Annotated in this window: 17 protein-coding genes and 1 pseudogene; 7 read left to right on the top strand and 11 right to left on the bottom strand. The window is 54.1% G+C overall.

Going from position 1 to position 13,238, the window contains the following annotated elements:
- The first annotated feature begins 9 nt into the window (after positions 1-9).
- The 6 genes from ffh to ACTU3N_RS08425 all read left to right on the top strand — a co-directional run bounded on the left by ffh (position 10) and on the right by ACTU3N_RS08425 (position 3,789).
- Positions 10-1,371, top strand: a complete 1,362-nt coding sequence (gene ffh / locus ACTU3N_RS08450) for a signal recognition particle protein (protein ID WP_443085684.1) — start codon at positions 10-12, stop codon at positions 1,369-1,371.
- A gap of 202 nt (positions 1,372-1,573) precedes the next feature.
- Positions 1,574-1,822 carry a small ribosomal subunit protein bS16 gene (gene rpsP, locus ACTU3N_RS08445; protein ID WP_443085683.1) on the top strand — a complete coding sequence of 83 codons (249 nt, stop codon included), beginning with the start codon at positions 1,574-1,576 and terminating at the stop codon, positions 1,820-1,822.
- Positions 1,823-1,840: 18 nt separating this feature from the next.
- Positions 1,841-2,389 (top strand): ribosome maturation factor RimM, encoded by a 549-nt coding sequence (rimM, locus tag ACTU3N_RS08440; RefSeq protein ID WP_443085682.1) that lies wholly within the window; start codon positions 1,841-1,843, stop codon positions 2,387-2,389.
- A 30-nt stretch (positions 2,390-2,419) separates the two neighbouring features.
- Entirely contained in the window at positions 2,420-3,187 is a 768-nt protein-coding gene (gene trmD / locus ACTU3N_RS08435) for a tRNA (guanosine(37)-N1)-methyltransferase TrmD (protein WP_443085681.1), read from the top strand.
- Positions 3,188-3,230: 43 nt separating this feature from the next.
- Positions 3,231-3,578 carry a 50S ribosomal protein L19 gene (rplS, locus tag ACTU3N_RS08430; protein WP_004104634.1) on the top strand — a complete coding sequence of 116 codons (348 nt, stop codon included), beginning with the start codon at positions 3,231-3,233 and terminating at the stop codon, positions 3,576-3,578.
- 7 nt (positions 3,579-3,585) lie between these two features.
- A complete protein-coding gene (locus ACTU3N_RS08425) occupies positions 3,586-3,789 on the top strand; it encodes a hypothetical protein (RefSeq protein WP_443085680.1) in 204 nt (67 codons plus the stop codon).
- Between the two features lie 275 nt (positions 3,790-4,064).
- Here ACTU3N_RS08425 and ACTU3N_RS08420 read toward each other — a convergent pair whose 3' ends face one another.
- The 11 genes and pseudogenes from ACTU3N_RS08420 to ACTU3N_RS08370 form a co-directional block, all read right to left on the bottom strand.
- A complete protein-coding gene (locus tag ACTU3N_RS08420) occupies positions 4,065-4,259 on the bottom strand; it encodes an ogr/Delta-like zinc finger family protein (protein ID WP_443085679.1) in 195 nt (64 codons plus the stop codon).
- A gap of 75 nt (positions 4,260-4,334) precedes the next feature.
- The gene (locus tag ACTU3N_RS08415) at positions 4,335-5,456 is read right to left on the bottom strand and encodes a contractile injection system protein, VgrG/Pvc8 family (protein WP_443085678.1); all 1,122 of its coding nucleotides are present in this window, start codon (positions 5,454-5,456) and stop codon (positions 4,335-4,337) included.
- Positions 5,453-5,914, bottom strand: a complete 462-nt coding sequence (locus ACTU3N_RS08410) for a phage tail protein (RefSeq protein WP_443085677.1) — start codon at positions 5,912-5,914, stop codon at positions 5,453-5,455. Before ACTU3N_RS08410 ends, ACTU3N_RS08415 begins: the two co-directional genes overlap by 4 nt.
- Positions 5,911-7,653, bottom strand: coding sequence for a hypothetical protein (locus ACTU3N_RS08405; RefSeq protein ID WP_443085676.1), 1,743 nt, complete (start codon positions 7,651-7,653; stop codon positions 5,911-5,913). Before ACTU3N_RS08405 ends, ACTU3N_RS08410 begins: the two co-directional genes overlap by 4 nt.
- The gene (locus ACTU3N_RS08400; protein ID WP_443085675.1) at positions 7,646-7,765 is read right to left on the bottom strand and encodes a GpE family phage tail protein; all 120 of its coding nucleotides are present in this window, start codon (positions 7,763-7,765) and stop codon (positions 7,646-7,648) included. The genes ACTU3N_RS08405 and ACTU3N_RS08400 overlap by 8 nt, the downstream gene beginning before the upstream one ends.
- A gap of 32 nt (positions 7,766-7,797) precedes the next feature.
- Positions 7,798-8,076 carry a phage tail assembly protein gene (locus ACTU3N_RS08395; RefSeq protein ID WP_443085674.1) on the bottom strand — a complete coding sequence of 93 codons (279 nt, stop codon included), beginning with the start codon at positions 8,074-8,076 and terminating at the stop codon, positions 7,798-7,800.
- Positions 8,077-8,129: 53 nt separating this feature from the next.
- Positions 8,130-8,590, bottom strand: a pseudogene (locus ACTU3N_RS08390) (phage major tail tube protein).
- 39 nt (positions 8,591-8,629) lie between these two features.
- On the bottom strand, positions 8,630-9,811 hold the full coding sequence (locus ACTU3N_RS08385; RefSeq protein ID WP_443085673.1) for a phage tail sheath protein: 1,182 nt from the start codon (positions 9,809-9,811) through the stop codon (positions 8,630-8,632).
- 317 nt (positions 9,812-10,128) lie between these two features.
- Complete coding sequence (locus tag ACTU3N_RS08380; RefSeq protein ID WP_443085672.1) at positions 10,129-10,347, bottom strand: type II toxin-antitoxin system RelB/DinJ family antitoxin; 219 nt, start codon at positions 10,345-10,347, stop codon at positions 10,129-10,131.
- A gap of 120 nt (positions 10,348-10,467) precedes the next feature.
- Positions 10,468-11,067 (bottom strand): tail fiber assembly protein, encoded by a 600-nt coding sequence (locus ACTU3N_RS08375; protein ID WP_443085671.1) that lies wholly within the window; start codon positions 11,065-11,067, stop codon positions 10,468-10,470.
- Positions 11,067-12,215, bottom strand: a complete 1,149-nt coding sequence (locus ACTU3N_RS08370) for a phage tail protein (protein ID WP_443085670.1) — start codon at positions 12,213-12,215, stop codon at positions 11,067-11,069. The genes ACTU3N_RS08375 and ACTU3N_RS08370 overlap by 1 nt, the downstream gene beginning before the upstream one ends.
- Positions 12,216-12,510: 295 nt before the next feature.
- Between ACTU3N_RS08370 and ACTU3N_RS08365 the strand changes: the two genes are divergently transcribed.
- Complete coding sequence (locus ACTU3N_RS08365; RefSeq protein WP_443085669.1) at positions 12,511-13,149, top strand: hypothetical protein; 639 nt, start codon at positions 12,511-12,513, stop codon at positions 13,147-13,149.
- The last annotated feature ends 89 nt before the right edge of the window (positions 13,150-13,238 follow it).

Below are 13,238 nucleotides of genomic sequence, written 5' to 3'. Positions count from 1 at the left end.
CGAGAGACAATGTTTGATAATTTAACCGACCGTTTGTCGCGGACGCTGCGCAATATCAGCGGCCGTGGACGCCTCACTGAAGACAATATTAAAGAGACCCTGCGCGAAGTGCGTATGGCGCTGCTGGAGGCTGATGTTGCGCTGCCGGTGGTGCGTGATTTTATCAACCGCGTAAAAGAAAAAGCGGTGGGTCATGAAGTCAATAAGAGCCTGACGCCGGGTCAGGAGTTCGTCAAAATCGTGCGTAACGAGCTGGTTGCGGCGATGGGCGAAGAAAACCAGAGTCTGAATCTGGCTGCGCAGCCGCCCGCCGTTGTGCTGATGGCTGGCCTGCAAGGTGCGGGTAAAACCACCAGCGTCGGTAAGCTGGGTAAGTTCCTGCGCGAAAAGCACAAGAAAAAAGTGATGGTGGTTTCCGCTGACGTGTATCGCCCGGCGGCGATCAAACAGCTGGAGACGCTGGCGCAGCAGGTTGAAGTGGATTTCTTCCCGTCAGATGTGGCGCAAAAACCGGTCGATATCGTGAATGCGGCGCTGAAAGAGGCGAAGCTGAAGTTCTATGACGTGCTGCTGGTGGATACCGCCGGTCGTCTGCACGTTGATGAAGCGATGATGGACGAGATAAAGCAGGTTCACGCCGCGATTAATCCGGTGGAAACGCTGTTTGTGGTTGACGCGATGACCGGTCAGGATGCGGCAAATACTGCGAAGGCATTCAATGAAGCGCTGCCGCTGACCGGCGTGGTGCTGACCAAAGTCGATGGCGACGCCCGTGGCGGTGCGGCGCTCTCCATTCGCCATATTACCGGCAAACCGATTAAATTCCTCGGCGTTGGCGAGAAGACAGAAGCGCTGGAGCCTTTCCATCCGGATCGTATTGCATCACGTATTCTTGGTATGGGCGATGTGCTGTCGCTTATCGAAGATATCGAAAGCAAAGTTGACCGCGCGCAGGCTGAAAAGCTGGCGACCAAACTGAAAAAGGGTGATGGCTTCGATCTGACCGACTTCCTTGAGCAGCTGCGCCAGATGAAAAATATGGGCGGTATGGCGAGCCTGATGGGGAAATTGCCCGGTATGGGGCAGATCCCGGATAACGTCAAATCCCAGATGGACGACAAGGTGTTGGTGCGGATGGAAGCGATTATTAACTCCATGACGCTGAAAGAGCGCGCCAAACCGGAAATTATCAAAGGTTCCCGTAAGCGCCGTATCGCTGCAGGATGCGGGTTGCAGGTGCAGGATGTTAACCGTTTGCTGAAGCAGTTCGACGACATGCAGCGCATGATGAAGAAGATGAAGAAGGGCGGTATGGCGAAGATGATGCGCGGGATGAAGGGAATGATGCCGCCAGGTTTCCCCGGCAGATAATATCGGGCCGTCTTATTTGCCTTTTTGACGCCGGAGCATAAGCTCCGGTGTTTTCGCACCCGCCAATGGCCTCACTTCTCACAGTTGCGTAACTGTCGATTGCTTTTTAGCAGAAAATGAGTAAAATTTTCGGGCTTTTAATATGACACCGGGCTCCGTTCCTCGATGGGGCCCGGTTGTTTTATTCACACAAGAGGATGTTATGGTAACTATTCGTTTAGCACGTCACGGCGCTAAAAAGCGTCCGTTCTACCAGGTTGTTGTTACTGACAGCCGTAATGCACGCAACGGTCGTTTCATTGAGCGCGTTGGTTTCTTCAACCCGCTGGCTTCCGAGAAAGAAGAAGGCACTCGCCTGGATCTGGATCGCATCGAGCACTGGGTTGGCCAGGGCGCTACCGTTTCCGATCGCGTTTCCGCGCTGATCAAAGAAGCAAAAAAAGCAGCTTAATCTGTCACGGTGGTCATGATGAGCAAGCAACAAGCCGCACAGATCCCTGTTGAGCCAATAGTTGTCGGCAAGCTGGGTTCTTCCTACGGTATCCGTGGTTGGCTCAGAGTGTTTTCCTCCACCGAAGACGCCGAAAGCATTTTTGACTATCAGCCCTGGTTTATCCAGAAGGCGGGTCAGTGGCAGAGCATCGAGCTGGAAAGCTGGCGCTACCACAATCAGGATATCGTCATCAAACTGAAAGGTGTTGACGATCGCGATGCCGCGAATCTACTGACAAATTGCGAAATTATCGTAGATTCGGCGCAGTTGCCGGAACTGGAAGAGGGTGACTATTACTGGAAAGACCTTATTGGTTGCCAGGTAGTGACCACTGAAGGTTATAACCTTGGTAAAGTCACCGATATGATGGAAACCGGGTCGAATGACGTTCTCGTCATTAAGGCAAACCTGAAAGATGCATTTGGTATCAAGGAGCGGTTGGTTCCGTTCCTCGATGGGCAGGTTATCAAGAAAGTCGATCTCACTACTCAAACTATTGAAGTAGATTGGGATCCTGGTTTTTAAACCTCCGGATATACGGTAAAAGACGGCGCTATGTGGATTGGCATAATTAGCCTGTTTCCTGAAATGTTCCGCGCGATTACCGACTACGGGGTAACTGGCCGGGCAGTAAAGAATGGCCTGCTGAGCATCCAGAGCTGGAGTCCTCGTGACTTCGCGCATGACCGGCACCGTACCGTGGACGATCGTCCTTACGGCGGCGGACCGGGGATGTTAATGATGGTGCAACCCTTGCGGGATGCGATTCATACAGCAAAAGCCGCGGCGGGTGAAGGCGCTAAAGTGATTTATCTGTCGCCTCAGGGGCGCAAGCTTGATCAAGCGGGCGTAAGCGAGCTGGCTACTAATCAGAAACTGATTCTGGTGTGTGGCCGCTACGAAGGGATAGATGAGCGCGTGATTCAGACCGAGATTGACGAAGAATGGTCTATCGGCGATTACGTTCTCAGTGGTGGTGAGTTACCGGCAATGGCGCTGATTGACTCCGTTTCCCGGTTTATTCCGGGGGTTCTGGGACATGAAGCTTCGGCAACAGAAGATTCTTTTGCCGATGGATTGCTGGACTGTCCGCACTATACCCGACCTGAAGTGTTAGAAGGGATGGAAGTACCGCCGGTATTACTGTCGGGGAACCATGCCGAGATACGTCGCTGGCGTTTGAAGCAGTCGCTGGGCCGCACCTGGCTTAGAAGACCTGAACTTCTGGAAAACCTGGCTCTGACTGAAGAGCAAGCAAGGTTGCTGGCGGAGTTCAAAAGTGAACACGCGCAACAGCAACATATACATGATGGGATGGCTTAAACGCTGTCCAAATATCAGTTTACCCAGGATAAGAGATTAAATTATGAGCAACATTATTAAGCAACTTGAACAAGAGCAGATGAAGCAGGACGTACCTTCCTTCCGTCCGGGCGATACCGTGGAAGTGAAAGTATGGGTTGTTGAAGGTTCCAAAAAACGTCTGCAGGCATTCGAGGGCGTGGTTATCGCTATTCGTAACCGCGGTCTGCACTCTGCATTCACTGTTCGTAAGATTTCCAACGGCGAAGGCGTTGAGCGTGTCTTCCAGACTCACTCTCCGGTAGTTGACAGTATTTCTGTTAAACGTCGTGGTGCTGTTCGTAAAGCTAAACTGTACTACCTGCGTGAACGTACCGGTAAGTCTGCTCGTATTAAAGAGCGTCTTAACTAAGGATCGCGTGGGCGACATCCGAAAAATTAGTGTAAAACAAGGGGTTGGCGATTTGCCAGCCCCTTTTTTATTGTCGGTGGCGGCGGTTTGGCGACAGAGGATCGCACGCATCGGGGATAAAAAAGTTTTATCGCACTTTGGTGCAGCAAAAAAAAGCCTGCTTGCGCAGGCTTCAGATTTAATAATGCTGGTTAGCTGGTTAGCTGGTTAGCTGGTTAGCTGGTTAGCTGGTTAGCTGGTTAGCTGGGCCTGGTTTATAAACCAGGTTTATCGGTTCCGGCGTTACAGGCCGGGTATTTGCACCAGCACCACTCCCCGGCGGGTCATTTCCGGGTTCTGCGCCCGGTTTATCACTCCCGGAGCTATACGCCCCGATTATCTGTTACCGGAGTCACGCCCCGGTTATCTGTTCCCGAAGTGAATGCTTCGGGTATTTATCGCCGGATTCTGCGTCCCGGTCATCATGCTTCGCTGTTCTGGCCTGGATTAGCGCGCGGTTTGCGTCGCGGCGGTTTCCGGGGCGGGCGGGCGAACAATGTAGCGTGCCAGCGACTCATGCGTGACAAATGTGCAGCCACAATTAATATTCTGGCACTGGTGATAGCGCTCTTTGGTTTCGGTACTCAGGTAGCGGCTGGAGCGCGCGTGGGCTGCTTCCTGGCATACTGGGCAGTGCATCATGGTCGTTTCTCCCTGCTGATATTCATAGCAATAATAGACGCAAAACTTGCAAATGCAAACTTTAAAATGTATTTGCTAACTTTGTTGCACATCATATTGCCCTTCATAGATTTTGATCTCCATATCCAGCTTGCTGACAAAACCGCTGTTATTAATCGTGTGCGTCACCTTCGTCAGCACCCATGGCGTCTGACTGATCTCCGTTTTGAAACCTGACACGAAGATTGGCGTTTCCGGCGTGATGTCCGTGCGCCCCTGCGCCAGAGTGAGGCTAAACGTCGCCGCCCTGGCCTGAATATCTTTCCACACCCCCTCCGCCGCGTTCTTCGCCTCCTCAAGGCCTGGAAAAATAGTCGAGATCACGTAGACATTCTCCTTATTACCTTCGACATACGCGGGCGCGTTGGACTTCGCCGGCTCGCCGTTCGCTTGCTGCGCAGGTTTTCGCTGCAACTGCACCTGCTGCGTCTGCTTTTTCGGCTGCTTCGTATCCTGCCAGCGGGCAACCACGCCGGTGTAACTGATGCGATCGGCAATATTGAAACTGTGTTTGTCGCCATCGCGGCGCGCAATTATCACCACCGAGAGCGGCTGACCATCGATGCCTGTGCCGCTCCCCGGCCTCATAAACCACAAAATGCCTCGCTTAATCGCCAGCCCGCCGCCGTTTTGCACCGCCAGACGGTGCAGGAAACTGGCATCGGACTCCAGCGTCTGGTCGATATGCGCAATCTTTATCTGCGCCAGCGACTCATCGATGTGGGTTTTGAGTTTATTACGCGCCGCAATAGTCCGAACGATATTGCCAAGCGTCGTATCATGCCAGGAAACCTCCTGCTCAACGTTGAGCGTCCCGCTGAAATCCGCGCTACGCCCGACAACCGTCACCGTATCCGGCGCGCCCTGATGGCTGATCTGGTCGATATTGAACTCGCCAAGATCAGTCAGCGCTTGCCCCGCGTAGCCGAGATAAACGTGGATAGTGGCATTGCGATGCGGCAACTTGATAAGCCCGTCGCTATCGTCCAGCGTCAGCGTCAGGTCATCCGCCTCCAGGCCGCGCTTGTCCGTCACCGTCATGCTAATCAGGCGCGACGCGATAGTGCCGGTGATATCTTTGTCAGCAATTTTCAGCATATACGCCGGGGCCAGAGGCGAGTCTGGCGGCGCCAGCTGATTAACCAGTGTGTCGATCATGCGCTTATCCCCAGCATATTCTGCGCTTTTTCCAGCAAATCGCGGCCCTTGTTGATTGCTTTGTTATAGGCCGAGGATTGCAACAGGTCCATCTGCGTCAGTTTCAGCGTGAAGCTGATTTTGCGCGGCGCGCCGTTGCTGTAGAACTGGGCACCGTTTTCAGTCACGCTGTTGATGATATACATACCGTAAATTTTCCCGGTGCCGTCAATCAGCGGCCACGGGATACCGCGATCGGCCATCGCACGGACCACTTCCAGCGATATCTGGCCGCCGGTCAGCTCCGGGTATAATTCACCCGCGATATCAATCGTGCTGTCGCCGGGGCCGAGATATTGATACGCCGCGCGTTTTCCCACGCGGTTATTCGACTGCCAGTTAAACCCGGTGGTGCGATTCAGGGTCTGATACGGCAGCGTGCGTTGCTGAAAAATAAAAAATCCCAGCGCCAGCATCATGATGCAAAACCTCCGACTGAGTTGAATTGGGAGAGCGCGTTATTACGCCGTTGGGTCTCGTGCTGCTCCAGCAGCGCCTGGAGATGGCGGCTGTTGTCGCTGCCCGGCGTGACATCGCCTTGCAGCGTAATGTTGATGTCCGTTTTGCTCTGGTCAACGTACGAGCCGCCGGACGCCGGTTTCACCGCCTGGTAGTTCTGGATATTGCCCGGTGAAATCGCGCCAAACATCGCGCCGCCTGCGCCCGGTTCCACCTGCGGTTTTGGCAAATCGATAGCGGATTGCTTATTAATGATGCCAAGTTTTTCCAGCACCCAACTGACGCCATCGCGCAGCAGTTGCAGGCCTTTAAGCGGCGCCATCAGTGCGGTCGCCAATACCTGGCCGAAAAATTTCCCGGCTTCCCCGCAGGTTGCCAGCGTTTCCTGGGTATAAGTGATAGGGCCAATCAGCCCGATGAAGAACTCTTTTACCCGGCTTAACGCCTGCCCGATGCTGTCAAAAACCGGCTGGAAAGGCGCGAAAAGTTCCGCAATCGGTGCAAAAGCGATGTTTATCCCTTCCACAACGCCTGCGAAAAACGCTTTTATCGGCTCCCACAGGGCGTAAATAGCCACTGCCGCCGCCGCAAAACCCGCGACCGCCGCGACAATCGGCAGGGTTAATCCGCCTATTACTCCCACGATCGCGCCGCCAACGGTGGTAAACACGCCGCCAAATGTTGTGACCAGGGTGATAAGCGTGCTGATGCCGGTGAAGACGGGCGCAATGACGCCAGCAACGGTGCCAATCGCGCCAGCCACAACGGTGACGACCGTGGCGATAAGCCCGAAGGTTTGCACCAGGCCCTGGTTGTTTTGCACCCATTGCTGCACTTTGCCGAGATATTCTGTGGCGATTTGCACAAGTTTGCGCAGGGATGACTCCTGCTGGCTGAAGAGGTCGACGCTGAGCGACTGGTAAGCCGCTTGCAGCGCGGCCAGGTCGCTGCCGAGGTTCCCGGCCTGCGCGCTGACGCCGCTGGTCGAAACGCTGGCAACAGCGGTGGAGGCGCTCCCCGCGGGTGCTGCGCTGACCGGCGCGTCGTTTTTCAGCGACTGCTCATAGCCGGGGCCGAGCAGTTTTTTGCCTAAATCGACGCCGCTTCTGGCAATCGACATGCTGAAATTGCCGACCGCAGAGACTTTTTCGCCCAGCGCCACGACCGATTCTTTCGTTTGCTGGATTTTCGCGACTCGTGCCTGGCGGTTTTCCAGGCGTAACGCCTCGCGCTGCCCGGTGAGCTGCGCGCTGCTCTCGCTGATACGGCTTTGCAGGCGGTTTCTCGCCGTGGCCGGGGCGCGCGTGCTGATGCCCGCCTGGCTGAGGCTCTGGCGCTGGTTTTTCACCGACTGGCGCAGGGCGTCGTGCTGCTGCGTCAGTTTGCTCACGCTTTCACGCGCGCGCGCCAGCGCGTTTGCCTGTGCCCGCGTTGGCGCGTCGGCGTTGCGCATCTCATTTGCCAGCGAGCGGGTGTGCGTTTTCGCCGCTTTAAGCTGCTCGCTGACATCGCTCAGGGCGTGCTGTGCTTTGGTAAAGCTGTCGATTTGCGCGACCTGGCTGTAGAGGCCGCGCAGGGTTTTTTCCGTCTCTTTGATCCCGTCAGACAGCGAAACATTCGCCGCCTGAAGGGTTCGAAACGGTCGCGTCGCCTGATCAACAGCTGTGAGCAATTCATCAATATTTACGCTGTTACTCATAAGTGTTTCCGCTTCGCTGTAGCGCTTTTTCGCGCCAGGTGATGAGTTCGCTCAGACTCAGGGGGTAAAGTTCAGACGGCGGCCAGTGGAAAATCACCGCGACATCCGCCATCAGGTCATCAACCGACAGGCTGGCCGGGAAGCTTACTGCGCCGAAGTCGGCGACAAAAAACCAACCACCTTGCCTGCCAGCGCGATCATATCCGGCAGTTCCAGCGCGGCGACTTCCTGCTCCGTCAGCGACGGGGAGGTGATGCGCGGCAGCACTTTAATTAGCGCGTCCACTTCGGCATTTGCCACCGCCGCCAGGCTCACGCCGCGCAGCGTTCCGGCGTTGGGTTTCATCAGGCTCAGGGTGCTAATCACCTGCTCGCCGCGTTTGATGGGGCTTTCCAGGGTGATGACGTTGTCAGTTGCAATCATGTGTTACTCCGGGTTCTGAGAAGGCCCGGCCAGGTGAGTGGCCGGGTTGGGCGTTACAGGCCGATGTTGCGGCGGTGTTGTTCGAGGCGGTCGGTACCATTGATTTTTTCAATCATATTGACGGTATCGATTTCCACCAGTTCCTTGCCGTCCATCGTCAGTTTGAAGTAGGTACAAACGACGGAGATTTTGGCTTCGGTGTCTTCGCCCGGTTTGTTTTCGCCGGTGTCGATCTCTTTCTGGCGGCCACGCATGACCACTTCGACGGCGACGATTTCGCCGGTGTCATCGCGCTGGTAAGAGCCAGCAAAGCGGATGGGGACAGCGTCAGCGCTGGTTGCGCCGTACAGTTCCCAGATGGCGGCATCCGGGAAGCCGCCCAGCGACCACTCCATCGCCAGCGCGTCGTCGTCAAGGCCCATATCGATGGGCGCGACGCCGTTCATGNCAGTTTCGGCAGCGTGATGGATTTGGCGATCCCCTGATAGCTGTAGCCATTGAGGAACACATTCATATATTTAAGTTTTCGTGGCATTGCCATTTATCAGGCTCCTTAATTGCTGTTGACCGAGGAGACCAGATTCGCCAGATACTTGTCGGTGATGCGCTGGCGTAAGGTCAGGTTTTCCAGTGGCGGCACCGGCGTATAGTCGTAGTCGATATACAGTTTCCCGGCTTTCAGGGTTGCGGCGTCGTTGGCTTCCTCGTCGAACCAGCAGGTTGCATCCACGATGTAACCGTTGGTTTTCAGCTCGCGGAACTTCGCATTGATGCCATCAATAATGTCGCGGATAAGCGTCGCGGTGATCGGTTTGTCGACCGCCCACATATGCGCGTCGGCCATGGTATCGGCGATAACCTGCGCGGTGCGGGTGTAGTTTTCAAACAGGAACAGCGGGTCATCAGCACAGGTACGGTTGCCCCAGAAGCGGAAGCCATCTTTGCGAATCAGCGTCGTGATGCCTGCTTCGTTGAGCAGATCGGCGTCGGTGCCGGATTCCTGTAAGTCCCAGAAAACCGGGGTGGTGATGCCGGTGACGCCGTTGACGCCAACGTTAGACAGGGTTTTATGCCAGCCTTGTTCCTGGTCGATTTTGGCACGCAGGCCCAGCGCGCGAGCGGTGGCGTGTGCGGTTTGCGACGCGTTGGCGACGGTGTCCCAGGCGAGGAAATCAGGCCAGATGACCATCAGTTCGCGCTGGCTGAAGTTTTCGCGGTATTTGATAGCGTCAGAGATTGTTTTGCATCCCCAGGCGCTGACGTAGCCGAAGGCGCGCAGTTTCTGGCAAACAGGCGCCAGAGCGGTGGCGACCTCGAGGCTGTCGAGGCCCGGTACGCCGAGAATACGCGGTTTGACGCCGGTGACGGCTTCTGCGGTCAGCAGCGCTTTCAGGCCGGTGTATTTCCCGTTTTCATCAGTGGTACCGATAATATTCGAAATAGTTTGTGCCTGAGCATCCTCGCCAGTGCCTTCGGCAACACGCACGACAACAATAACCGGTTTTGCCTGGTCCGCGATGGCTTGCAGGGACGCAGCAAGCGTGCCTTGTTTGCCCGCTTTACCGATGGCGGTTTGAACACTGGTGATCAACACCGGTTCGTTTAAGGGGAACATCTCAGCGTCTGCATCGCTGGCGGTACATACCATGCCGACAATGGCCGTTGAGACAGTTGAAATGACGCGCGTGCCGTCGTTGATTTCGACGACCTGGACGCCGTGATGATAGTCACTCATCCGTTTAACTCCGTGGTTTTGGGGTGAGGGCTATTCTCCAGGGCGCACCGGCAGCGCGCTATACATCGGAGTTGGGCGGGATCTGGTACAACAGCGTTGCGAATAAAAATCGTTGTTTATAGAAAGGCTGTGAATGACGTGGCGGTTTTTAGAGATGTGATAGTTATGGATATGTATTTTATAGAAAGGAGGGGAATGTCTGGCCCGGTTTTATATCATCAGCAGCGATGAATATGTGTTTTATAGTGAGAGTTTTTATAAAATCAGCGGTGATAAAAGCGTGTTTTATAGATATGAAGTGAATGGCGCGCGTCTGCTTAATAAACGCGGTGGTAATGAAGACGCGCGCTGGCAATTTCAACCAGCCCGGCAACTTTATCGCTTAATAATGCCTGCTTAAACGGCAGGCGTTCATTTTCAGCAATATATTCAAGTGTGCGATGAAGCGCTTCGGACGGTGTGATGCCGATTTTCTCCAGCGCAGCGAAAGAGCGGGCTTTCAGTTCGTCGTCAATGCGCAAGTTAATACTCCCCATTTTGCACATCTTTTGTCATTACAAATATCAATACACCTGCTGACTCATGAGCGGAGAAGGAAGGCCAGGGACGCAGGGAAAATAACAAAAAACGGGCCGCAGCCCGTTGATGGCGGAGCGTTATTGCGCTGGTTGCGCGGGCCAGGCAAGGTCTGGCGCGTTGGCCGGGTCGATGGCCTGCAACGCCTGAATATAATTCATCCAGTCAATCAGCGACTTTTTATCGCTATCGCTGAGCATACCGAGCTGCAACTGCGTCTGCCACAGGTTGATGTGCTCTTTCGCTTCACGCAGGCGCTGTGCTTTCTCGTTTTCTGCCGCCGCGTGCTGCGCGCTTTTTTGCGCGAGGTCATCCAGCACCCACCCGCTGCCGTCCCAGGTATCAAACTCGCTTGCAGGCTTCTCCCGCGTGGTGTTTGGCGGGTAATCGCCCGGTGCCGTAATGTGCATCGGCAGGCCGCTTGCCGTGTCGTAAACCGTTTCATTGCGGTGATCGGCAACCGGCTGCCAGCCGCTATTATCGCTGTTGCGACACATCACAAAACCTGCTTTTTCCGCCGGTGGCGCGTCGGTGCAGGCGTTCGCCGGAATGCCGACGCCTGCGGCGAGGTACTCAACCGTGCGCGAGAGGAATTCGCGGGTGCTGGCCGCAAAATTATACACCACGATGTCGCCCGCTTCGGTGGCCAGCAGGTTTGTGTTCAGTATTGCCTTCGTCATTATGCAGCCCTCACGATGTAGTTAAATGCTACGTTGCGCGGGCGCGTACTGCCATAGCCGCCGCCGAAGCCGTTCGCATCCATATCAATGGCTGCATTGGGTGTGACAAAATTAGCGTTCAGAACATTGGCATAATCGCTTTTTACGACACCATCCAGGCCGAAATCTGCTTTGGCTGTGGTTAAGTCATTAGTTGCGTGAATGGGACTGGCGACATTGACGGAACCGAATGAAGGGTCGTTGGTGTTAATGGTGCCCTTTTGCCAGCTCAAGACTGCACGCGCCGGATCAATTCCCCGCGCATCATCCCAGCCGCGAATAAATTCACCGCGTAAATCAGGCAATACGCCGGAAGGGTAAGCGGCGGCCAGCATCGGGTAGGCGGTTTTATCGAAAGCGGCACCGTTCACTTTCAGCCAGCCTGCCGGCGGCGTGGCGGAAGGCCAGGGAACCGGTACGCCAACAGGGATGACGCTGCCCGCGTTCAGCACGGTGTTATTGACCAGGTCACGAACAAATTTTGTATTAGCGATTTGCTGGCCATAGTTGCCGGTATGGGTGTCCGGCACGGAAGGCGTGCCGGTAAACGTCGGGCTGGCGAGCAGGGCATATTGCGTGTGCGGGTTCACCGCCGCCATATGTTTTTTTAATAAATCATCAGCGTATGCTTTCACCTCTATCGCTTTGTCATCAACGTATTTGCGCGTTGCCAGCACCACAGACGGGTCGATTTTCAGCGTCACGGCGGCAGTATTAGAAACAATCAGCACCATTCGAATGGTCTGGGTGCGTCCGCTGCCCTCCTGCATCTGTGGTTTATAGGTTTCCGGGCAGTTCGCCACGGCCATCAGCACTCCGTTTTCATCAAACAAGCCAATCTCACGGATCCAGAAACCGCCTTCCGTTTCAGGGATAACCTGCTCGGCAATAATCTGGCTGGTATTGTTCGGGTCAATAGAAAGCATATTCAGTGGAGCAATACGTTTCTGATTAATCAGCTTCGTCTGCGTCGGATCGGGAGCAGGCAGCGTGCCATTGGCATCGCCCACCGCCATATGGGTCAAATTCAGCGTCGTTCCGAGCGCAGTTGCGTTCGCCAGACTCGCCGCACCCTGATTCGTCAGAATGGCATAATATTTTGCGGTCATGCGTTAACTCTCAGTTAAGTGGATGAAGTGAAAACCCGTGAGGGTCTGACTTTATTTTCCGTTCAGCCACTAACAAACGCTATCAGCGGACGTTTGTTACATGATGAAACAACGTGATGGGGGTCTGTAGCGTTTTATGTAAGAGAATAAGGGTTTTTATATAATATTATAATATATAAATTTAATTATTGAGGTTGATATGTAAATGCTTTCGGGTTCAAGCAGTATTCCCGGTCGACTGGATCTGGTCAGGACGCCGACGGAAGTTTTCCTGGAAAGGGATTGCTTTTGTTTTATGCAGCGTAATATTAACGGCGTAATTAACACCACCGGAAAAATAAAATCAAAAAATCATTCCCCGGATGTGCCTGACGGCTGTATGAAAAAAAATACGGCGTCAGCGAAAACGACAGGCACGGGTTTTATTAAGCCAGAACATCGCCATGTGCATGAAGACTCGCCAGGCATATTCACGAATTTTAAAAATCAAAGCAAAATATGTTTTTATAAATGCACCGAAACCGTGGTAAAGCAGCCGGAAAAAATGATAGATCAAGATGATGCAAAATTATATGCGTCATCGCAGGAGTTCACGCCGCACGAAATAGTTGATGATAAAGACGACGTTGAACCTGTTGAGGACTCTGAAGATGCAGTAGAGGAGATGGGGGAGGGCTCCGACGATGGGTCGGGCTTTTTTCTCGGTTATCAAAATCGCGTCTGCAATGAAAAAGATGAGAGGGTCGGTCAAAAAACGCAGCGGCATGATCCGCCACGGCAAGGTGGCAAAGTTGCAGTTCCGGCAGAATGCCGTAGCGAACTGGCTGCGCCAGCAGTGGGAAGCGCTGAAAATAAACCCCAATATCAAGAAAAGTTAAAATTTAAAGCCCTGTATTTGGACTGCACCCCAAAAGTTGGACACCCAACTGACTGAGGTGCAGTTTTTTATGAGTAGTCGTAAATTTTCACTTGAGCTACGGCTTGCTGCCGTACAACATTATCTTTCCGGTAAAGATGGTTTTC

The organism is Vagococcus sp. WN89Y, from assembly GCF_052220145.1.
GTDB lineage: Bacteria > Pseudomonadota > Gammaproteobacteria > Enterobacterales > Enterobacteriaceae > Kosakonia.
Note: the sequence above shows the minus strand (reverse complement) of the source record. Positions and strands in the feature narration are given on the sequence as shown.